The 20,318-nt window shown below is 66.2% G+C and carries 19 protein-coding genes and 1 tRNA gene; 17 read left to right on the top strand and 3 right to left on the bottom strand.

Annotated elements, in window-relative coordinates; all coding sequences use genetic code 11:
- Nucleotides 1-76: 76 nt before the first annotated feature.
- Entirely contained in the window at nucleotides 77-1,891 is a 1,815-nt protein-coding gene (gene dnaG, locus AC1DT6_RS31865) for a DNA primase (RefSeq protein ID WP_441631552.1), read from the top strand.
- An 82-nt stretch (nucleotides 1,892-1,973) separates the two neighbouring features.
- On the opposite strand, the gene AC1DT6_RS31860 is transcribed toward dnaG, so the two are convergent.
- Nucleotides 1,974-2,369, bottom strand: coding sequence for a hypothetical protein (locus AC1DT6_RS31860; protein WP_441631550.1), 396 nt, complete (start codon nucleotides 2,367-2,369; stop codon nucleotides 1,974-1,976).
- Here AC1DT6_RS31860 and rpoD point away from each other — a divergent pair.
- Together rpoD and AC1DT6_RS31850 are read left to right on the top strand one after the other, a co-directional pair.
- The gene (gene rpoD, locus AC1DT6_RS31855) at nucleotides 2,359-4,632 is read left to right on the top strand and encodes an RNA polymerase sigma factor RpoD (protein ID WP_035866396.1); all 2,274 of its coding nucleotides are present in this window, start codon (nucleotides 2,359-2,361) and stop codon (nucleotides 4,630-4,632) included. The genes AC1DT6_RS31860 and rpoD overlap by 11 nt on opposite strands.
- Nucleotides 4,633-4,659: 27 nt before the next feature.
- A tRNA-Ile gene (locus AC1DT6_RS31850) sits at nucleotides 4,660-4,738 on the top strand.
- Nucleotides 4,739-4,830: 92 nt separating this feature from the next.
- Here AC1DT6_RS31850 and AC1DT6_RS31845 read toward each other — a convergent pair.
- Together AC1DT6_RS31845 and AC1DT6_RS31840 are read right to left on the bottom strand one after the other, a co-directional pair.
- A complete protein-coding gene (locus AC1DT6_RS31845) occupies nucleotides 4,831-5,298 on the bottom strand; it encodes a hypothetical protein (RefSeq protein WP_441631546.1) in 468 nt (155 codons plus the stop codon).
- Between the two features lie 42 nt (nucleotides 5,299-5,340).
- Nucleotides 5,341-5,703, bottom strand: a complete 363-nt coding sequence (locus AC1DT6_RS31840; protein ID WP_441631544.1) for a hypothetical protein — start codon at nucleotides 5,701-5,703, stop codon at nucleotides 5,341-5,343.
- Between the two features lie 399 nt (nucleotides 5,704-6,102).
- On the opposite strand from AC1DT6_RS31840, the gene AC1DT6_RS31835 reads away from it, so the two are divergent.
- The 14 genes from AC1DT6_RS31835 (at nucleotide 6,103) to AC1DT6_RS31770 (ending at nucleotide 19,977) form a co-directional block, all read left to right on the top strand.
- The gene (locus AC1DT6_RS31835; RefSeq protein ID WP_441631542.1) at nucleotides 6,103-7,659 is read left to right on the top strand and encodes a ShlB/FhaC/HecB family hemolysin secretion/activation protein; all 1,557 of its coding nucleotides are present in this window, start codon (nucleotides 6,103-6,105) and stop codon (nucleotides 7,657-7,659) included.
- 57 nt (nucleotides 7,660-7,716) lie between these two features.
- Nucleotides 7,717-9,489, top strand: a complete 1,773-nt coding sequence (locus tag AC1DT6_RS31830; protein ID WP_441631540.1) for a DUF2341 domain-containing protein — start codon at nucleotides 7,717-7,719, stop codon at nucleotides 9,487-9,489.
- A gap of 15 nt (nucleotides 9,490-9,504) precedes the next feature.
- On the top strand, nucleotides 9,505-9,915 hold the full coding sequence (locus AC1DT6_RS31825; RefSeq protein ID WP_035866382.1) for an ExbD/TolR family protein: 411 nt from the start codon (nucleotides 9,505-9,507) through the stop codon (nucleotides 9,913-9,915).
- A 10-nt stretch (nucleotides 9,916-9,925) separates the two neighbouring features.
- Nucleotides 9,926-10,630, top strand: a complete 705-nt coding sequence (locus tag AC1DT6_RS31820; protein ID WP_441631538.1) for an energy transducer TonB family protein — start codon at nucleotides 9,926-9,928, stop codon at nucleotides 10,628-10,630.
- A gap of 188 nt (nucleotides 10,631-10,818) precedes the next feature.
- Complete coding sequence (locus tag AC1DT6_RS31815; RefSeq protein WP_441631536.1) at nucleotides 10,819-12,516, top strand: putative porin; 1,698 nt, start codon at nucleotides 10,819-10,821, stop codon at nucleotides 12,514-12,516.
- A 10-nt stretch (nucleotides 12,517-12,526) separates the two neighbouring features.
- Entirely contained in the window at nucleotides 12,527-13,273 is a 747-nt protein-coding gene (locus AC1DT6_RS31810; protein ID WP_441631534.1) for a hypothetical protein, read from the top strand.
- A complete protein-coding gene (locus AC1DT6_RS31805) occupies nucleotides 13,270-14,400 on the top strand; it encodes a peptidylprolyl isomerase (protein WP_441631532.1) in 1,131 nt (376 codons plus the stop codon). Before AC1DT6_RS31810 ends, AC1DT6_RS31805 begins: the two co-directional genes overlap by 4 nt.
- Before the next feature lie 73 nt (nucleotides 14,401-14,473).
- Nucleotides 14,474-15,010 (top strand): YbjN domain-containing protein, encoded by a 537-nt coding sequence (locus AC1DT6_RS31800; protein ID WP_441631531.1) that lies wholly within the window; start codon nucleotides 14,474-14,476, stop codon nucleotides 15,008-15,010.
- A 54-nt stretch (nucleotides 15,011-15,064) separates the two neighbouring features.
- Nucleotides 15,065-15,547 (top strand): FecR family protein, encoded by a 483-nt coding sequence (locus tag AC1DT6_RS31795; protein ID WP_477115201.1) that lies wholly within the window; start codon nucleotides 15,065-15,067, stop codon nucleotides 15,545-15,547.
- A 72-nt stretch (nucleotides 15,548-15,619) separates the two neighbouring features.
- Nucleotides 15,620-16,117, top strand: coding sequence for a YbaB/EbfC family DNA-binding protein (locus tag AC1DT6_RS31790; RefSeq protein WP_441637602.1), 498 nt, complete (start codon nucleotides 15,620-15,622; stop codon nucleotides 16,115-16,117).
- A 37-nt stretch (nucleotides 16,118-16,154) separates the two neighbouring features.
- On the top strand, nucleotides 16,155-17,528 hold the full coding sequence (locus AC1DT6_RS31785) for a trypsin-like peptidase domain-containing protein (protein WP_441637604.1): 1,374 nt from the start codon (nucleotides 16,155-16,157) through the stop codon (nucleotides 17,526-17,528).
- 133 nt (nucleotides 17,529-17,661) lie between these two features.
- Entirely contained in the window at nucleotides 17,662-18,366 is a 705-nt protein-coding gene (locus AC1DT6_RS31780; RefSeq protein ID WP_441637606.1) for a secretin and TonB N-terminal domain-containing protein, read from the top strand.
- Between the two features lie 12 nt (nucleotides 18,367-18,378).
- Nucleotides 18,379-18,894, top strand: a complete 516-nt coding sequence (locus AC1DT6_RS31775) for an RNA polymerase sigma factor (RefSeq protein ID WP_035860935.1) — start codon at nucleotides 18,379-18,381, stop codon at nucleotides 18,892-18,894.
- Between the two features lie 93 nt (nucleotides 18,895-18,987).
- The gene (locus AC1DT6_RS31770; protein ID WP_477115200.1) at nucleotides 18,988-19,977 is read left to right on the top strand and encodes a FecR family protein; all 990 of its coding nucleotides are present in this window, start codon (nucleotides 18,988-18,990) and stop codon (nucleotides 19,975-19,977) included.
- Nucleotides 19,978-20,318 lie beyond the last annotated feature (341 nt).

The raw sequence follows: 20,318 nt of genomic DNA, 5'->3' as shown, positions 1-20,318 counted from the left end.
AGCGCAGTGCCGGTCACGCATTCACAATATTGCCGCCCGCTGCAACGGGCGGTTTGGCCAGAGGACGACAAGCCGGGTGATTCCGCAATCCTTCATTCAGGACCTGCTCAACCGTGTCGACATAGTCGATGTGGTGGGCAAGTACGTGCAGTTGAAGAAGGGCGGCGCCAACTTCATGGGCCTTTGCCCCTTCCACAACGAGAAGTCGCCGTCCTTTACCGTCTCGCCGACCAAGCAGTTCTACCACTGCTTCGGGTGCGGCGCGCATGGCTCGGCCATCGGCTTCCTGATGGAGTACTCCGGGCAGTCCTACCCCGACGCGGTGCGCGAACTGGCGCAATCGGTCGGCCTGTCCGTGCCCGAGGACCGCGACCGGCTGCCGCCGGCACAGCGCGCCGAACAGCAGGCGCGCTCGCTCGCGCTCACCGACGCCATGACGCGCGCCACCGAGTTCTACCGGCGGCAACTGCGCAGCGCGCCCCAGGCGATCCAGTACCTCAAGGGCCGCGGCCTGACCGGCGAGATCGCGGCGCAATTCGGGCTGGGCTATGCGCCTGACGACTGGCAGGGGCTGGAATCGGTGTTCGGCAGCTATCGCGACGACGCCATCGCCGGCCCGCTGGTGGAAGCCGGCCTGATGATCGAAAGCGCCGAGAAGCGCGACGCCGACGGCAAGCCGCGCCGCTACGACCGCTTCCGCGACCGCATCATGTTTCCCATCCGCAATGCCAAGGGCCAGGTGATTGGCTTCGGCGGCCGGGTGATGGGGCAGGGTGAACCGAAGTACCTGAACTCGCCGGAAACCCCGCTGTTCAGCAAGGGTACCGAGCTATATGGCTTATTCGAGGCACGCCATGCGATCCGGGAAACCGGCTACGTTCTGGTGGTCGAAGGCTATATGGACGTCGTGGCACTGGCTCAGCTGGGCTTTGCCAACGCCGTGGCCACGCTGGGCACGGCCTGCACCCCCGTGCACGTGCAAAAGCTGTTGCGGCAGACCGACGCCGTGGTGTTCTCGTTCGACGGCGACGCCGCCGGGCGGCGCGCGGCGCGCCGGGCGCTGGAGGCATGCCTGCCCTATGTGGCGGATAACAAAACCATCCGCTTCCTGTTCCTGCCGACCGAGCACGATCCGGACAGCTATGTGCGTGAGCAGGGTACCGATGCCTTCGCCGCCCAGGTGCGCGACGCCATGCCACTCTCGCGCTTCCTGTTGCAGGTGGTGACGGAAGGCCAGGAGCTGCGCCAGCCAGAGGGCCGCGCCCGCGCTCAATACGAGGCCAAGCCATTGCTGCAGGCCATGCCCAGCGGCGGCCTGCGCCTGCAGATCGTGCGCGAACTGGCCGACGCTACCGGCACCACGCCTGCCGAGATCGAGGCGGTCTGCGGGCTGGCCAGCGACCCGGCGCGGGTCGGCCGCTTTGCCCAGCCGCGGCCGCGCACCAAGCGTCAGGCGCCCACGGGGCTGGAGCAGCGTGTGCTGCAATTGCTGATGTGCTATCCGCAGCTCTCCGGACGGCTCGACGCCGATAGCCGCGCGCTACTGCTGGAGGATGAACAAGCCGATGCCGAGGTGCTGTCGCACCTGGTGTCCGCGTGCGACGAGTTACAGGGTGAAGTGAATTTCGCGGCCTTTAGCGAGCATCTGGCGCAGTCGCCGTATGCCGAGGTCTACGCCAATGTGCGTGCGGCGGTACTGCGCGAAGAGATCGACGAGGAACCGGCGGAGCAGGAATTCGACGCGGCCATCGCCAAGCTGCTGGCGGGGCCGCTGCAGCGGGAACTCGCCAGCCTGCAGCAGTCGGTGGTAATGGGTACGGCGGACGAGGCTGGCAAGAGCCGGATGCGATGGCTGGTCAGCGAGATCAACCGCCGGCGCCAGTTAGGTTGACCGTCCGGTAGGTCGGTCAAGGCTTGTGGTGACAAATAGGTGAAGGTTTAGCTTGACCTTGTTGAGCTTAAGCCTTGATTTATCAGGTGAAATCCTCACCTGTTGGGAAGCCGGCTAATTGCGACGTGCTACAATAGCCGGTTTGGATAGCGAAATCTTTCTCTCCCGTTCTGGTGAAAGTGAGCGTGCCAATGGCAAAGGCCAAAGCAACCGAAAAGGTTCCCACTAATGCTCCCCAATCAGGGAGCGGCAAGGCGTCCGCGAAGACATCGGCGGCTGCGAAGACAGCCGCGTCAGTCAAGACGCCAGCCCAGCCTGTGCCAGCTAAGACTGCTCGAAGCGCCAAGGCGCCCGCAGCGTCCACCACCACCGGGACTCGCATATCCGAGAACTTGAGGCCCTCGACTTCGGCACGCGAGAGCGGCGATAGCGCCAATACAAGCGGCAAGAACGCCGCGTCTGTACCTGTGAAAGGCAAGAGTATTACCGTGGCGAAACAGCAGAATACCGAAGTCGAGAGCAAGCGAACGGCAGCGGCCAGCGCCAAGACGGGAGACGCCAAGTCAGGCGCGCCCGCGTCCGAGGACACGCCGGTTGCCACAACTTCCGCCCCCGTTGCATCCGAGCGTCCCGCCGCTCCGGCAGTCAAGCCGGAGCCGAAGAAGCGTGGCCGCAAGCCCAAGGCCGGATCGCAGCACGACGACAGCACTACAGACGACGTGACTGAAGAGCTTTACGAAGACGAGATCCCCGCCGCAGCGCCCGCGGCCGCCCCCAAGTCCGAAAAGCAGAAGGCTCGCGACCGCAAGGCCAAGGAAAAGGCTCTGCTCAAGGAGTTCGCCTCGACCCAGCAGGGCACCGAGGAAGAACTGGAGGTGCGCCGCCAGAAGCTCAAGGCGCTGATCAAGCTGGGCAAGTCACGCGGTTACCTGACGTACGCGGAGATCAACGATCACCTGCCGGACGACATGGTCGATTCGGAAACGATCGACACCCTGGTCGCCACGCTGAACGACATCGGCATCGCCGTCTACGAGCAGGCGCCGGACGCGGAAACGCTGCTGCTCAACGACAATGCCCCGTCCGCCACCAGCGAGGAAGAAGCCGAGGAAGAAGCTGAGGCCGCGCTTTCCACGGTGGACTCCGAGTTCGGCCGCACCACCGATCCCGTGCGCATGTACATGCGCGAGATGGGCACGGTGGAGCTGCTCACGCGCGAAGGCGAAATCGAAATCGCCAAGCGCATCGAAGCCGGCCTGAAAGACATGGTGATGGCGATCTCGGCGTGCCCGGTCACGATCTCCGAGATCCTGGCCCTGGCCGAACGCGTTGCCAGCGACGAGATCAAGATCGACGAGTTCGTCGATGGCCTGATCGACCCCAACGCCGAGGATGTTCCCGTGGCGCCGCCGGCGCCTGTTGCCGCGCCAGTGGCCGAGGAAGACGACGAGGAGTCGGACGATGAAGAGTCCGACGAAGACGAGGACGACGATGCCGGTGGCCTGGCTGCCTCCGCGCGCCAGCTTGAAGAACTGAAGCAGGGCGCTCTGGAAAAATTCCGCGTCATCGCCGAGCAGTTCGACAAGATGCGCCGCTCGTTCGAGAAGGAGGGCTACAAGTCCAAGGCCTACGTCAAGGCCCAGGAAGCCATCCAGAACGAACTGATGACCATCCGCTTCACCGCGCGCAACGTCGAACGCCTGTGCGACACGCTGCGTGGCCAGGTGGACGAAGTGCGCAAGCTTGAGCGCTCCATCCTGAAGATCGTGGTGGACAAGTGCGGCATGCCGCGCGCCGACTTCGTCGCCCGCTTCCCGGGTAACGAAACCAACCTCGAGTGGATCGACACGATCATCGCCGACAGCAAGCCGTACAGCGTCACCGTCGAGCGCAATGTGCCGGCCGTGCGTGAACTGCAGCAAAAGCTGATCGACCTGCAGTTGCGCGTGGTGCTGCCGCTGAAGGAGCTCAAGGACGTCAACCGCAAGATGAGCGAGGGCGAGAAGCGCGCCCGCGAAGCCAAGCGCGAGATGACCGAGGCCAACCTGCGCCTGGTGATCTCGATCGCCAAGAAATACACCAATCGCGGCCTGCAGTTCCTCGATCTGATCCAGGAAGGCAACATCGGGCTGATGAAGGCGGTGGACAAGTTCGAATACCGCCGCGGCTACAAGTTCTCGACCTACGCCACGTGGTGGATCCGCCAGGCCATCACCCGTTCGATCGCCGATCAGGCGCGTACCATCCGTATCCCGGTGCACATGATCGAAACGATCAACAAGATGAACCGCATCTCGCGCCAGATCCTGCAGGAAACCGGCAACGAACCGGATCCGGCAACGCTGGCCGAGAAGATGGAGATGCCGGAAGACAAGATCCGCAAGATCATGAAGATCGCGAAGGAGCCGATCTCCATGGAAACGCCGATCGGCGACGACGACGACTCCCATCTGGGCGACTTCATCGAAGACACCAACACGCTGGCCCCGGCCGAAGCAGCGCTGCACGGCTCCATGCGCGACGTCGTCAAGGACGTGCTGGACTCGCTCACGCCGCGCGAAGCCAAGGTGCTGCGCATGCGTTTCGGCATCGAAATGAGCACCGATCACACGCTGGAAGAAGTCGGCAAGCAGTTCGACGTCACCCGCGAACGGATCCGCCAGATAGAAGCCAAGGCACTGCGAAAGCTGCGCCATCCGAGCCGCTCTGATAAGCTTAAGAGTTTCCTCGAAGGTAGTTGATCGGTATCATGCCGGTCTGACTTTCCTGGGCCTCTAGCTCATGCCTGGTTAGAGCAGCGGACTCATAATCCGTTGGTGCCGTGTTCGACTCACGGGAGGCCCACCATTATTGAGAAAAGCCCCGCAGGTTTCTGCGGGGCTTTTTCTTTTCTGCGATGGCCTCGGCGCGTGCTCCGCCGATCCTTGCCATGCGAGCATTCAAAGCTTCTGCACGGCAGCCAGGTCGAATATCTTCGCCCAGCGCAACGCCTCCTTCCGATTCGCCATCGGTATATTCCAGCCGCCTTGCGCATTGTGTTCCAGACGCAATGCAAGCTTCCATTCGCCGCCGTTCTCCAGCGCGCTGGCGCCCGCGATATCCGCAAAAATAAACTTCGTCTGCTGGCCGTCGACGTCCAGTGCGCCACGTTTGCGCTCAGGGTCCACACGGACCTTTCCCCACGATCCCTCCAGCGACAGGATGCGTTCCCCTTTGACCGTCACGCCGTGGATCGCGCGATAGCGGCGCACCAGGCTTGCGACGAATGCAGCAAGCAGTGCCGCGCAGAACACGACGGCAGCGGTACCGGCGAGCCAGCCAAAGGCGGCGGCTACCGTTGCGTAGAGACGGACCGCGCCGTAGATGAGGGCACCGATCAATGCCAGGCCGGCGATGATGAATGGCACGTCTTTTCCTTTAAAAAAATGGAAATGAATTAACCGGCCCGCCTATGGCGCCGGATTGGATGGCCGCTGCGGCGTGACCAATGTACCGAAGGTGTTGCCCATGCGGTGGCTTGTCGCCGAATAGTTGAACAGCCCCAGTGCATTGGAGGGGCGTTCCACGATGGCTTCGGATGCCAGCTTCCGGTCAGAGGGCGGCTCGCCCGGGCCGGGCTTGGGAATCAGCTTTTGCGTCAGGCAGGTAAACGACGGGGCCCGCACGCCATCGACTTCGACCTCGACACAACTCGCCGCGGCATCCCCCATCGGTGGGGGCGCCTCCGAAGCGAGCAGGGAGCCGGCCGTCCCAAGGCTACCCACGGTCATTGCCGCAACTGCCAGCCACTTGCCCATTTCGTGCTCCGTCATCGTTGCTCGCCAAAAACGGCATTGGCGATATGCCTGAAGTGTAGCGCCGCCTTTCAGACCGCGCGGCACGTAATTTCCTATCCGCGAACACCTGCCTTTAAAGCGCATCGCCAACGCCCGCCTGCGCGCATGAAGCTTTCGTGACAAACGACAGTCGCCGCGCGGGCCGTTCGTCTAACCATTCGTACGCGGCGCTGAAATGATGACCGCTCATCATGGCCTCGCGGATGCGATCGCATGCGACTTGCCTCTGGTGGGGGCGCCGGCGCAAGGGAACGACGGCAATTGTTTCGCAAGGAATTGAGTAAACACATGCAAGGCAAGAACAAGAAAGAAGCGTCCGGGCGCTGGAGGGCGGTGTGTCTCGCGATACTGGGACTAGGGGCGCAGGGAACAGCCATGGCGCAGGCTACGGCCGATGCAGCGGCGGAGGCGCCGGCACCTGCCGTACAGCCCGAAGCGGAACGCCGCGTCGACATCAATGAGTACATCGTGCGTGGGAACACGGTGCTGGACGCACGCTCGATCGAGCGCGCGGTGACGCCTTACCTCGGCCCCAAACGCACCATGAAGGATATCGAGGGCGCGCGCGATGCCTTGCTCGCGGCTTACCAGGCCAAGGGTTTCCAGTCGGTGTACGTGGACCTGCCCGAGCAGCAGGCTGTCGGCGGCGTGATCTTCCTGCAGGTGAGCGAGACCAAGGTGGGGCGCGTGCGCGTGGTTGGCGCGCAATACAACTCGCCGGTGGAGGTGCGTGAGCAGGTGCCCGCGCTGGCGGAGGGCGCGGTGCCGGATTTCAACCAGGCGCAGACGGAGCTGACCGCGCTGAACCGCGGCGGGAACCGGCAGGTGATGCCGCTGGTCCGGCAGGGCACGCTGCCCGGCACGATGGACGTGGATCTCAAGGTCGACGACAGCAGCCCGTGGCGGGCGAGCGTCGGCCTGAACAACGACTACAGCGCGGACACGAAACAGCTGCGGGCCACGGCTTCGCTTGGCCACGACAATCTCTGGCAACTTGGCCACAGCGCATCGGTCAGCTTCTTTGGCGCGCCGCAGGACCTGAACCAGACGCAGGTGTGGTCGGGCTCTTATGTGGCGCCGCTGCGTGGGACCAACTGGGGCGTCGAGGCTTCTGGCTACAAGTCGGACAGCAACGTCGCGACGGTGGGCGGCACGAACGTACTGGGCAAGGGCTATGCGGTCGGCGTGAAGGCGACCTACACCGTGCCGAACACCGGCGCGTGGTGGCACGCGTTCAGCGCGGGCGTGGACTTCAAGGACAACGAGGAGGTCACGCGCCTGGGCAGCAGCGGCGACACCGTGCCGCTCAAATACGCGCCGATCACCCTGGGCTATTCGGGCTTCGGGCAGACGGAACGCGGCAGCTTTGGCCTGAACCTGTCGCTGGTCGCGGGCACGCGCAGTTTCCTCGGCTATGGCAGCACGGCGCAGCAATTCGACTACAAGCGCTACAAGGCTTCGCCGAGCTTCATGGTGCTCAAGGGCGATACCAATGGCACGTACACCTTTGCGGGGAACGCGCAACTGGGATGGCGCCTGGCTGCCCAGATCACGGATTCCCCGCTGGTGTCGAACGAGCAGATCGCCGCCGGCGGCATGAATTCCGTGCGCGGCTACCTGTCGGCCGAAACCACGGGTGACTACGGCGTGGTCGGTTCCGTCGAGATGCGCACGCCGCCGCTCACGTTCTTTACCTCCGTGGTCGAGAACTGGCGCGCCTATTTGTTCGCCGATGCCGGCCAGGTGCGCCTGCGCGATCCGTTGCCCGAGCAGCAGAGCAATTTCTCGCTCGCCTCGGTGGGCATGGGCACCACCTTCCGCCTCGGCCAGAAAGTCACCGGGCGCCTGGACCTGGGCTATCCGCTGAAGGCCGGGCCACGCACGGAGCGCGGCGACCCGCGGGTGAATTTCAGCGTCACCGCGAGCTACTGACCTTCGCTCCAGCCTCTTTTACATCCATTCCTTACGAGCTAACCGAGAACCACTGTCATGCGACGCATCCTTTTGCTCGTGCTCACGCTGCTGAGCACACTACTGCCTGACCTGGCCCATGCCTGGTGGCAGCCCGACTGGGCTTACCGCAAGCCGGTCACGATCGATGCCGGCCCCAAGGGCGGGGCGATCGGCGGCGACGCGGGCCGTACTCCGGTGCTGCTGCGCCTGCATACCGGCAACTTCAGTTTCGAAGGCGTGAGCGAGACCGGCGCCGACCTGCGCTTCGTCGCGGCGGACGACAAGACGGTGCTCAACCACCAGATCGAACAGTTCGATCCGCTGCTGGGCATCGCGCTGGTCTGGGTCGATGTGCCGGCGGTATCGGCGGGCGGCCCGCAGCAGTTGTGGATGTACTACGGCAATGCCAAGGCGCCGGCATCGGGCAATGGCCAGCGGACCTTCGACCCGGACTACACCCTCGTCTATCACTTTGCCGAGGGCAGCGTGCCGGCGCGCGATACCACGGCTTATGGCAACCATAGCCAGACCGCCGTGGTGAGCATCGATGGCACGGTCATCGGCAAGGGCGCGCAGCTCGGCGCCGCGCCGCTGGTGCTGCCGTCGTCTCCTTCGCTGGCGCTGGCCGCCGGCGCGCAGTTCGGCTTTTCCGCATGGGTACGCCCCGAGAAGCTTGGGCCGCTGCAAGTCATCTACGCCCGCCGCGATGGCGCGGGCGAACTCGTCATCGGCATCGACCAGGGCGTGCCCTTTGTGCAGGTCAACGGCCAACGCAGCAATCCCGGCCAGCCCGTGCAGGCCGGACAGTGGTCGCACCTGGCGGTCAAGTCCGATGGCAAGAGCGTGGCCCTCTATGTCGGCGGACGCCCCGCCGCGTCGCTGGCGGCCAGCCTGCCGGCCTTGAACACGCCGGCCTCGCTGGGTGCCGACACGGCTGCCGGCTCCACACTGGCCCCTTTCACCGGCGCCATCGATGAAGTGCGCCTGTCCAAGATCGCACGCCCGGATGCGCTGATCCTGGCGGACGCCGTATCGCAGGGCGCCGAGTCGCGGCTTGCCGTATTCGGTGCCGACGAGCAGCAGGCCGGCAAGAGCCACTTCGGCTTCATCCTGGCGGCCATGCCGCTCGACGCGTGGATCGTGGTGGGCCTGCTCGGCATCATGATGGCGCTGTCGTGGGCCATCATGATCAGCAAGGGCCGCAGCTTCGGTGCGAACTCGCGCGCCAATGCCGCGTTCATGGTGCACTTCCGCCAGGCGTCCGGCGCGCCGCTGGACCAACTGGCCAAGAGCAACCGGATCCCCGAGGACGTCAAGGCGGATTCGTCGCTGTGGCGCCTGTATGAAATGGCGGTCGAGGAAATGCACCGCCGCCATCAGATGGGCTACGACCTCAATGCGGTTTCCGATGCCACCATCAGCGCGATCCGCGCGGCGATGGATGGCGTGATGGTGCGCGAGAGCGAACGCATGGCGGCCCGCATGAACTGGCTGTCGACCACCATCGAGGGCGCGCCGTACGTCGGCCTGTTCGGCACGGTGATCGGGATCATGCTGGTATTCGTCGTGGCGGCCATGGCCGGCGCGGTGGATATCAACTCGGTGGCGCCGGGCATGGCCGCGGCCTTGCTGTGTACCGCCGCCGGCCTGGGCGTCGCGATTCCCGCGCTGTTCGGCTACAACTGGCTGGCCTCTCGTTCGGATTCGATCGGCGCCGACATGGCGGTGTTCGTGGATGAGTTCGCCACGCGCCTGGCCGAAGAGCAGGGCGAGGGACGTCGCGTCCCCGCTGCCCTGCACCGGGCTTAAGGGGAGCGCGCGGCCATGGCATACGCAGCCAAGTTCGGCACCAAGAAGCGCTCGAGCGGCATCAACATCACTCCCTTCGTCGATGTGCTGCTGGTGGTGCTGGTGATTTTTATCCTGACCAGCAATGCCAGCATCCCGGGCATCAAGGTGGACCTGCCCAAGGCTAGTTCGTCGGTCGCGCTGGAGAAGCCCAAGACCAAGGCCATCACGATCGACAACGCGGGCCAGGTGTTCCTCGATGCCTATCCGGTGACGCTGCCGGAACTGGAGGAGCGCCTGCGCACGGAGAAGGCCCTGACACCGGATTTCCCCGTGATCGTGCGTGGCGATGCCGCCGTGCAGTACGCGAAGGTCGTGGAGGTGCTGGACCTGCTCAGGCGCATCGACCTGAACCAGATCGGCCTCGTCACCGGCAAGCCGGCGTGAGGAGAGTCGGGTGAAACATCGCGATCCAACTCCTCGCCCCCGGCAGCGCGCGGCCGTCCTGTGGCGCCGCTGGGGCGGGCTGCTCATCGGCGCGCTGGTGATCGTCGGGCTGGCTGTGCTGGTCTGGCGCCTGCTGTCCGATACGGCCAGCACCAGGCGCGAGGTGGCCGCCACGCCGATGCTGGTGCTGCCACCGCCGCCGCCTCCGCCGCCCGAACCCGAGAAGCTGCCCGAACCGGAGCCGGAGAAGATCAAGCCGGAAGTGGTCGAGCCCAAACCGGCGGACCCTCAGGAAGCGCCGAAGGACGACGCGCCGCCAAGCCCGTCGAAGGACCTCGGCGACCCGGTCACGATCGACGGCGCGGCGCAAGCCGGCACGGACGCTTTCGGCATCCAGGCCGGGAGCGGCGGCGGCATGACCGGCGGCGGTGGCGGACTCGGCAGCCGGTCCTATGCGAGCTATGTCTCGAATGCCTTGCAGCAGGCGTTCGCGCGCGACCAGCGTACCCGGCAACTGGCGTTCGAGGATATCCGCATCGATCTGTGGCTGGACGCCGACGGCAAGGCGACGCGCGCGCAACTGGTGCGCGGCACCGGCAACGCGCAGACCGACGAAGCCGTGCTGGCCATGGTGCGCGATTTCCGGGCCGACGAGCGGCCGCCGGCTTCGCTGCGCTTTCCGATGCGTATGTCGATCAAGGGGCGCCGGCCGTGACGATGCCCGAGGCACGTCGCCGCCTGTCCCACCTATCCCATCCCATTCTCTTGAACGAACCGATGAACCATCCAGCAATCCCCCAGCGACATCTGGGCCGTGGTGCAGCGTGGCAGACGCACGAAACAAAGGGCCGCTCCTCACACCAGGCGGCGCCCATACGCAAGACGCAGGTCCTGGCCGCGGCCATGGCGATCGCATTGCTGACGGCGAGCGGCGCGGGCCACGCGCAAGCCGCGGCGCCCGGCGACACCTCCATGGTCAGGCTGATCCGCAGCCTGATCCAGAGCGGCGCGCTGAACAAGGACGCCGGCGAGGCGCTGCTGGCCCAGGCCCAGACCGAGGCGATCGCTGCCCAGCAGGCGCAGCGCGTGGCGTCGGTGGCGCCGGCCGCTACCGCCGGCGGCATGCGCGTGGAGCCGGGCGATGTGCGTGTGCCCTATATCTCGGACACGGTCCGCGACCAGATCCGCGACGAGGTCAAGGGGCAGGTCATGGCCCAGGCGCAGGCCGAGGGCTGGGCGGCTCCGAACGAGACGCCGGAGTGGACCAAGCGCATCCGCATCGAAGGCGATGTGCGCGTGCGCGACGAATCGCGCTTCTACTCCAGCAACAACACCGATAGTGCCATCGACTGGTCGGCGATCAACCAGGGCCCGGGCTTCGACGTCAACCCGAACACCAACCTGTCGCTGCCGCCGCTGCTCAACACGCGCCAGAACCGCGTGAGCCTGCTGCGCGCCCGTGCGAGGTTCGGCGTCTACGCCGATATTTCCGAGAGCACCCATGCGGGCATCCGCATCGCGACCGGCAATGACGACAGCCCCGTTTCCACCAACCAGACCCTTGGCGGCGGCCTTGCCAAGAAGAACGTGTGGCTCGACCAGGGCTGGCTGTCATACCGGCCGGCGGAGTGGGTCAACCTGACCGCTGGCCGCTTCGGCAACCCGTTCGTGTCGTCCGACCTGCTGTTCTCGAACGACCTGAATTTCGACGGCCTGGCGGCGCAGTTCGACAAGGCGCTGCCCAACAGGGACGTGGCGTTGTTCGGCACCCTCGGCCTGGTTCCGCTCGAATACTCCTCGGACAACTTCCCGAGCCGCAGCCAGAACAAGGCGAGCAGCGAGAAGAAGTGGCTGCTGGGCGCGCAGATCGGCGCCAGTTGGAAGGTCAACAACGACAACCGCCTGCGCGGAGCGCTGGCGTATTACGACTTCCGCAATGTCAGCGGCGAAGTGTCCCAGCCTTGCGCCTTGTACGCTGGCGCCGACAGCTGCAGCACGGACTGGGCGCGGCCGGCCTTCATGCAGAAGGGCAACACGCTGATGCTGTTGCGCAATATCGCGCTCAACCCGCTGGATCCGGCCGGCACGCCGCAGCCCCAGTACGTGGGCCTGGCTTCCAAGTTCCAGTTGCTCGACCTGAACTTCCGCTGGGAAACCAAGGTGGCCGGCAGCCTCGGCCTGCGCATGGATGCGAACTACGTCCGCAACCTGGCGTACGACGAGAACGGCATGTTCACGCGCGCCAACGGCGGCATCGTCAACAACTTCGGCGGCAGCGGCGGCACCAATCGCGCCGACTTCAAGAGCGGCGGCAACGCCTACATGTTCCAGGCCACGCTGGGCAAGCCCGTTACCGTTGCCAGGGGCGACTGGAACCTGCTGCTTGGCTACAAGCGCATCGAGCCGGATTCGATGCCGGACGGCTACAACGATTCGACTTTCCACCTGGGCGGCACCAACGCGCGCGGCTATTACGTGGGCGGCTCGTACGCTGTCGACAAGAACACCTGGTTCACCGGCCGCTGGACGTCGACCAAGGAAGTCTATGGCCCGCCGCTGGCAATCGATATCTTGCAGGTCGAGATCAACACGCGCTTCTAGGAGGGATACCGTGTCATCCACATCATGCCTCCGAGGCGCCTGGCGTCCGCTGGCGCTATGCGCCAGCCTCCTGATGGCGGGGGCAACCGCCCACGCCCAGCAGGCCCAGACCATGGAAGAGCGCTTGCGTGCGCAGCTGCGCATCACGACCACGCAATTGCAGCAGGCGCAGAACGAACTGGCTGCGCTCAAGGCCGGCGCGCCGCAGGGCGGCGGCGCCGCTGCGCCCGCCACGGATTCCGAGGCACTCCGGAAAGACCTGGAACGCACCCGCGCACAGCTCGCGGCCGAGCGCCAGGAGCGCGAAAGGCTGAGCGACAGGAACCAGCAAGGAAAGCAGCAGGCGCAAGCCATCGCGGAGAAGGCGAGCGCGCAGGTCGCCCAGTACCGCAACGCCTACGACGAGCTGCTGAAGCTGGCGCGCGCGGCGGAGGCCGAGCGCCAGCGGCTGACCGTCGAGGCCACGTCGCGGAACACGGCGATAGCCCGATGCGAGGCCAAGAACGCGCAGTTGTACGCCGTCGGGCAAGAGATCCTGCATGCGTATGAGACGGTCGATATCGGCGCGGTGATGATCGCTCGCCAGCCCTTTGCCGCGCAGAGCCGGGTCAAGTTCGAGCAGATCGCGCAGGAGTATGGCGACAAGCTCTACGAAGGGCGCTTCTCGGCCGCCGGCGCGGCTCAGGCCGCGCCGGCGGCGAGCGCCTCGACCGATGCCAGGGCGGCGACAGGCGCGCCGGAGGCTGCGCGCCCGTGACCCGCGAATCCAGCAGCAGCCCGTGCATCGCGGTGGCGCCGAGCCTGCTGTTGCTGGGGCGCGAGTGCTTTGTCATGTTGCTGCGCTGTAATGAGGAACGCACGGCTGTGCGTGGGCCGGGCGGCGCCGCCGGTTCCCGCGTCTGCGCGCCCGCGCGTCCGGAGAAAAGGGTACCTACGCAGATGAATCGATTGAAATTGCATGTCCAGGCCGTGCTGCCTCCGGTGCGTACGGCCATCGGCATCTTGCTGGCTTCCTGGCTGAGCGCGGCACCCGTGCAGGCGGCGGAACCCGCCGCCGCCCCTGTCGTGGCACGCCTCGGTACGATCACGGTAGGCCAGGACGATGTGGCTCGCTTGCTGCAGGGCTTGCCCGACGCGGACCGGGCCGCCGCCAGGAGCAACCGCGCGGGCATCGAGAACTGGCTGCGCCAGCGCCTGGCCAGCGAAGCGCTGCTGCGCGAGGCGCAAGCCAAGGAATGGGCGGACCAGCCGGAGGTGAAGGCGCGCGTGGACGCCGCCGTGCGCGAGATTTCCGCGCGGATCGTATCCACCACCTACCTGGAGTCGGTCACGCAGGTGCCGGCCGGCTATCCGTCCGAGGCCGAGGTCAAGGCGGCTTACGAAGAGGGCAAGGTGAACTTCCAGGTGCCAGCGACGTATCGCGTCGCGCAGATTTTCCTGGCAACCAAAGCCGGCGATGCGGCTGCCACCGCCAGGGTTCGCGATGAAGCGCGCAAGCTGGCCGGGCAGGCACGCCAGGGCGATTTCGCCGCCCTGGCCAAGCGCCATTCGCAGGATGCCCGCGGCGCGGAGCGCGGCGGCGAAGTCGGCACGCTGCCGCTGGCCCAGATGCTGCCGGAAGTGCGCGATGTTGTCGCCAGGCTCAAGGCCGGACAGGTCAGCGATCCGGTGCAATCGGACGCGGGCTTTCATGTGGTGAAGCTGCTGGATTCGCAGCCCGCCCGTACCGCGGCGCTGGACGAGATCAAGTCCCAGCTGGTGGCGGCGATGCGCCAGCAGCGCCAGCAGCAGCTTGTGCAGGCCTATCTTGCCAAACTCACGCAAGCGGGCACGTTGAGCATCGATACCGCCGCGCTGGACGCGGTGCTGCAGAAAGTGAACTGAAGCCGCGGGTCGGGGCGCATGTTGCCCCGGCCAGCCACCTATCCTCCTTCCCATTCAAGTTTCAGGAAATACCATGAACGCAAATGCCAACCAGGTTGAAGTCGCAGAAGACACCAAGCCCGCCCTGCTAATGGCGGCCACTTCCGACCAGGTCGCTGACGCCATCAAGGCCGCCGGATGCGCCGTGGCGGCCATCGAGCAGGACGGCGTGCCGCGCCTGCACAGTGCCAGCCACGGGGTCGGCTTCCAGGTCCTGTGGGGCAATTCGGTAACGCCGGGCGAGTACCTGGACTTCACGCTGAGCTGCCCGCTGCGGGTGCAAGGTGGTGCCCTGCCCGAGGGCGTGCTTGGCGACTGGCATCGCGCAAAGCGCTTCGCACGCGTCGCGCAGCATGGCGAATTCCTGGTCCTGGAAATGGACGTGGTGATCTCCGGCGGCGTGGGCCCCGACTATCTCACCGTGGCGATGCAGCTGTGGATGCAGATGATGGGGCAGTTCTTCCTCCATCTGCGCAACTTCCAGCCCGCCGTGTCCGACGCGCCTGCAGACGGGCAAGCGCTGGACACCGGCGCCGCCGTGCTGGCGGAAGAGGAAACTGCCTCCCCGTGACGTTGCGCGCGATGGTGATCTGACGTACGGCCTGCCGTCAGCCGGGGCGGGCCGGTGCATCTCCAATGTTTCACCCAGCAGGCTTTTTGTATCGAGGTCGTCACGTCCTGGTGCCACGATGGCGATTTCAACATGGTGCCGGTGACTTGCCGACGCTTCGAGGTCCGGCACCTGGCGGACAAGGTCTGCGTGACATGTATCGAGGGGGCGCTGAGGGTGGAGCATCCGGCCGGCAACCGGGTGCTGCAGGCACGCCAGCAGACGGTCTATGACGATGTTGCCGCCGGCGGCGTTGCGCGGATCGAACCGGCTGGCGTTTCGGCATGGCGGAACGGTGAACTGGTGTTTAGCCAGGCGCGGCTGATCGATGTGCTTGACGAGATCAATCGCTACCGGCGCGGGCTCAACCGCGACCGCAAGGGCCTCAACAGCAACGACATCTGGATCGACTGCCGCGCGCTGGCGCAAGTGCGGGTACGGGCGCTGATGCGCATGGCATATGAAGTTTCTGTGACAAACGACATCTCCGGCCAGTGAGTTCCGTCTCAGTATGACGGCGTGCGGACCCTCGCAGCCGAGCGTATGCCATGACGACAGACAGGAACTCCGATGTATTCCCCCATTGATCCAAGCCGGCAGTCCAGCCCCGTCGCCCGCAAGCGGGACGCGCCGCGGCAGTTCTGGCGGCGCCTGCGCCGTACCCTGGGGCTGGTGGGCCTGGGCGCGGTGTCCTCCGCCTCCGGGCAGGCGCCCGCGCAGCCGTTTCCGCAGCACTGGATGCGCTATGCGCAACTGGCCAGCACGCAGTTGCAGGCGCGGCTGGACGACCATGCCGACGCGGCGGCGCTGCGCTTGCAAGGCTGGATGCAGGATCGCTTGCTGCCGCGGCAGGCCGCACCGCACCCGGCCGCGTCGTTGGTGATGCGCGTATGGCTGGCGCCCAGCGGCCGGGTCGAGCGCGTGGAGTTCGACTCGCTGGGCAATGCGCAGGCCGATGCGGACCTGCGCGCCGTGCTGATGACGCAGGCCTTGTCCGAGCCGCCGCCGCCGGATATGCGCCAGCCGATGGTGATGGAGCTTGCGCTGGATTTCCCAACGGCCAGTTGACGTGGCGGACGCTTTCGAACCAGGCCGCAGCCGCGCCATGCGTTGCGCGCTGGCGGCTGCCTCGGCGGCGCTCCTGTTTGTGCTGGCGACCGGCACCGCCGGATGCGCGCCGCTGCAGGCGGCACCCGATTTCTCGCGGCTGGTTCGGGAGAATGGCCCGGCCGTGGTCAACATCGGCGTCGCGCGCGAGGCGTCGCCCGCGCGTCTTTACGCCGATCCGCCGCGCGGGCGTTCCGCCGGCGTCGTGCCGCGCCAGGACAACGTCGACGAGACCAGCCTGGGCTCCGGCTTTATCCTCAGCGGCGACGGCTACATCCTCACCAACGCGCACGTGGTCGCGCGCGGCACGCAGGTCAGCGTGAAGCTGACCGACCGGCGCGAGTTCAAGGCGCGGCTGGTCGGGCTGGATACCGTGGCCGATGTGGCCTTGCTCAAGATCGACGCGACCGGCCTGCCGACGGTGAAGATCGGCGATCCCGCCAGTGTCGAGGTCGGCAACTGGGCACTGGCCATCGGCTCGCCCTATGGCTTTTCCAACTCGGTCACGGCCGGCATCGTCAGCGCCAAGGGCAGGGTGCTGCCGGGCGCCGAGTACATGCCCTTCCTGCAGACCGACGTACCGGTCAATCCCGGCAACTCCGGCGGGCCGCTGTTCAACCTGAAGGGTGAAGTGATCGGCATCAACTCCCGCATCTACAGCCGCAGCGGCGGCTACCAGGGCTTGTCGTTCGCCATCCCGATCGATGTGGCCATGCGCATCAAGGACCAGTTGCAGAGCAAGGGCGCGGTCACGCGGGGCCGCATTGGGGTGGCGGTGCAGGAGGTCACGCAGGCCCTGGCCGATTCGTTCCGCCTGCCGCGCCCGGCGGGGGCGCTGGTGAGCTATGTGCAGCCGGGCGGCGCCGCCAACCGGGCCGGTGTGAAACCGGGCGACGTGATCCTGCAGGTGGGCCCGCGCGACGTCGCGCAGTCCGCCGATGCGCTGATCTTTATCGCGGACCTGCCGCCTGGCGCGGCAACGCCGTTCAGGATCTGGCGGGAACGTGCATCGCTGGTGCTGCATGTGACGCCCGATCGCTTCGACGCGCCCAGGGTCGCACAGGTTGCCGCGCCGGGCCATGCGCCGCTGGGCATGATGGTCAGGCCGCTGTGGCCGCAGGAGCGGCAGGTGCTGCGCATCGATGGCGGCCTGCTGGTGCAGCGCGTGAACGCGGCAGCATTGCGCGCGGGCGTGAACACCGGCGACGTGATCCTCGCGCTCAACGGCCAGCCGGTCGACAGCGTGGAGGCGCTGGCCGAAGAAGTGAGCGCGACGGAAGGCGCGGTGGCGCTGCTGGTCCAGCGTGGCAGCGCGCGGCTCTTTATCGCCATCGAGACGCAGCAGCCGTCCGGCGCCGGGCAAGAGGAGTGAGCCATGTCACGGCAATCCTTGCCATGGAGTCACGGCGGCGTCACATTGGATCCCTACGATGCGGACCGGTATGTGGTCGGGCGGTGCGTCCGGCCCCGCATGGATTCCTCAACGGACAGGGCATTGGATCGTGATGGCAAGCTTGGTCGCATCCCCCGGTGCGCGTGCACTGGTCTGCTATATGGCGGTCCTGGCTCTGAGCCTCGCCGGCCAGCAGGTCCACGCCGGGCAGCCCGCCACGGAGATGGCATTCGACCTGCCGGCCCAGCCATTGAAGCAGGCGCTGGCGCAATACGATGCGCAGACCAGCCTATCCGTTTTCTTTTCCTCCGAGCTTGCTGCGGGGCGAACCTCGAATGCCGTTCACGGGAGCTACAGCCCGGAGGCGGCGCTGCGCAAATTGCTGGAGGGCACGGGACTGAACGTGCAGGCAACGGCGGCCGATGCCTTCGTGCTGGTGCCCGGCGCGCCCAACCCGGACATGGCCGTGGCCCAGCCAGCGGCCAGTGCCCAGCGGCAATACGAAGGCACGGTGCAGTCGCAGATCTACCAGGCGCTGTGCGCGCGTACCGCCCTTGCGCTCGGGGATTACCGGCTGGCGCTCTATGTGCAGATCAACGCGTCCGGCCATGTGCAGCGCGTGCGTCTGCTGGACACCACGGGAGACAAGGCACGCGATGCGGCCATTGTCGAAACCGTTGAGCGCGTCGACCTGGGCCAGCCGCCGGCGGACCCGGCAAAAGCCTTCGTGCTGCTGGTCAAGCCCGTCCGCTGCGATACGGCGGCGGCGCAGTCCGGACCGTGCAGGCTCCCCTGCGGCCGGCAGGCGAGCCGATAGATGAGCCGATAGATGAGCGACTCCAGCCGTTCGACCTTGCGCGACCTTCTGGCCCAGCGCTACGAGGACCTCAAACGCCGCCTGACGTGGCGGCTGGGTTCGGCCGAACTCGCCAGCGACGCGTTGCACGACACCTGGGTACACCTGGAAGAACGCAATGAACAGGGCGAGCCGGTCAAGAGCCCCGCCGCCTACCTGATGCGCATGGCCACCAACCTGGCGCTGGATCGGCTGCAGCGTGACCGCCGCTACATGAGCGCGGAAGAAGTGGAGACGCTGATGGCCGAGATCGCCGACCCGGCCCCGGGCCCGGCGCAGACCGTGGCCGCACGCGACGAGGTGGAAGCGGTGGCCCGTCTCATCGAGAGCATGCCGCCGCGGCGGCGGGCCATCTTCCTCGCGGTGCGCGTCGATGAACTGTCGAACCAGGAGGCCGCGGTGCGCTTCGGCGTGTCGCCGCGCCTGATCGGGCTGGAGCTGAAACGGGCGCATGAATACTGCATGGCGCACCTGCCCAAGCATGGATGAAAAAAAGCATGCCGATCTGTTGCTTCCCAACCGTCTTGTCTATGTGTGCAGGCAAACCACGGTGGCGGCTCGCTTGATGCCATGATACGAACGATGAATCTTCCGGGACAACAGGACAGGGCGCTGGATGCGGTCGAGCGGCAGGCGCTGGCCTGGGTGCGCCGCGCGGCGGCGGGCGAGATGACGCCGGCCGACGGCGCGGCGCTCAGGCGCTGGTGCATGGCGGACCCCGCGCACAGGGCTGCGTTTGCCGTGGCACGGCAGCGATGGGAGCAACTGGGCGAGGCCAGCCATCTGGTGGTGGCGCGCAACCCGGCCAGCCGGCGCATTGCCGGGACGCGGCGCGCGCCGGACTGGCAGCGGCGCGCATTCCTCGGCGGCGCCATGAGCGCGGCGGCAGCGGCGGCGACGGTGGCCGTCGTCCAGCCGCCGCTGGGCCTGTGGCCTTCCGTGGAGGAGATGCGGGCGGACTACCGCACCGCGACCGGCGAGCAACGCCGGCTGGCTCTGGCCGAGGACGTCACCGTCGAGCTGAATACGCGCACCAGTATTGCCGTGCGCTCCGGAGCGGGGCGCGTGCAGGGCATCGACCTGATCTCTGGCGAAGCCGCTGTCGATACCCTGAATGCGCCGCGGCCGTTCGCGGTCGTCGCCGGGACGGGGCGCGCGTTTGCGCAGGGCGCCAGGTTCGAAGTGCGGGTCACGCCTGCCGGTGTGTGCGTGACGTGCGTCGAGGGGACGGTGCAGGTGGCGCATGCCGCGGGTGTCGCGACGCTGAGCGGCAAGCAGCAACTCACCTACGATAGTGCTGCGCTCGGACGGATTGTGCGTGTCGATCCGACGTGGATGCCGGCTTGGCGGGATGGCTACCTGCGGTTTGCCGATGCGCCGTTGCGTGAGGTGGTTGAGGAGATTAATCGGTATCGGCCGGGGAGGGTGGTGTTGCTTGATAAGCAGGTGGCGGCCAGGCATGTGACGGGGCGTTTTCAGATCCGGTCGCTTGATAAGGCTATTGCGCAGATGCAGCGGTCGTTGGGGTTGGAGGTGAGGTCGTTGCCTGGGGGGATTGTGTTGCTTAGTTAGGTGTTTTGTTTGGGGTTTTTGGTTGCTGCTGGTGTGGGTGGGCGGGGTTTTATTGCTTGTAGCTGCTGTCGCGGCTGTACGTAGTTGGCCGTTTTCGCACACGGAGGTGTCACTTTTCTTTACTCGTAAAGAAAAGTAACCAAAAGAAAGCGATCCTTGCAGGAGGCTGGCGTGTCGGGGTTGCGTAGCCCGATGGTTTCGTCGTCAGGCCCCGGGTTCTAACAGACTCGTGCCGTTACCGATTCAGAGCACCACGACCCGGCCAATGCCCAGGGATTCGTGGTGGTGCCCCCGGTAGCGGAATTCCAGCCCATTCGCCCATCTGCCGTTACCGGCGCGAA

The organism is Cupriavidus sp. 01L45 (assembly GCF_056399885.1).
The sequence above is the reverse complement of the archived record's forward strand: the minus strand, read 5'-3'. Positions and strand labels throughout refer to the sequence as shown.

Bases quoted from the DNA above. Each gene is read 5' to 3' on its own strand.
- AC1DT6_RS31840 (WP_441631544.1), bottom strand. From the start codon at position 5,703: ATGACGGAGCACGAAATGGGCAAGTGGCTGGCAGTTGCGGCAATGACC.
- AC1DT6_RS31835 (WP_441631542.1), top strand. From the start codon at position 6,103: ATGGCGCAGGCTACGGCCGATGCAGCGGCGGAGGCGCCGGCACCTGCC.
- AC1DT6_RS31830 (WP_441631540.1), top strand. From the start codon at position 7,717: ATGCGACGCATCCTTTTGCTCGTGCTCACGCTGCTGAGCACACTACTG.
- AC1DT6_RS31825 (WP_035866382.1), top strand. From the start codon at position 9,505: ATGGCATACGCAGCCAAGTTCGGCACCAAGAAGCGCTCGAGCGGCATC.
- AC1DT6_RS31815 (WP_441631536.1), top strand. From the start codon at position 10,819: ATGGCGATCGCATTGCTGACGGCGAGCGGCGCGGGCCACGCGCAAGCC.
- AC1DT6_RS31800 (WP_441631531.1), top strand. From the start codon at position 14,474: ATGAACGCAAATGCCAACCAGGTTGAAGTCGCAGAAGACACCAAGCCC.
- AC1DT6_RS31790 (WP_441637602.1), top strand. From the start codon at position 15,620: ATGTATTCCCCCATTGATCCAAGCCGGCAGTCCAGCCCCGTCGCCCGC.
- AC1DT6_RS31785 (WP_441637604.1), top strand. From the start codon at position 16,155: ATGCGTTGCGCGCTGGCGGCTGCCTCGGCGGCGCTCCTGTTTGTGCTG.
- AC1DT6_RS31780 (WP_441637606.1), top strand. From the start codon at position 17,662: ATGGCAAGCTTGGTCGCATCCCCCGGTGCGCGTGCACTGGTCTGCTAT.
- AC1DT6_RS31775 (WP_035860935.1), top strand. From the start codon at position 18,379: ATGAGCGACTCCAGCCGTTCGACCTTGCGCGACCTTCTGGCCCAGCGC.
- AC1DT6_RS31770 (WP_477115200.1), top strand. From the start codon at position 18,988: ATGAATCTTCCGGGACAACAGGACAGGGCGCTGGATGCGGTCGAGCGG.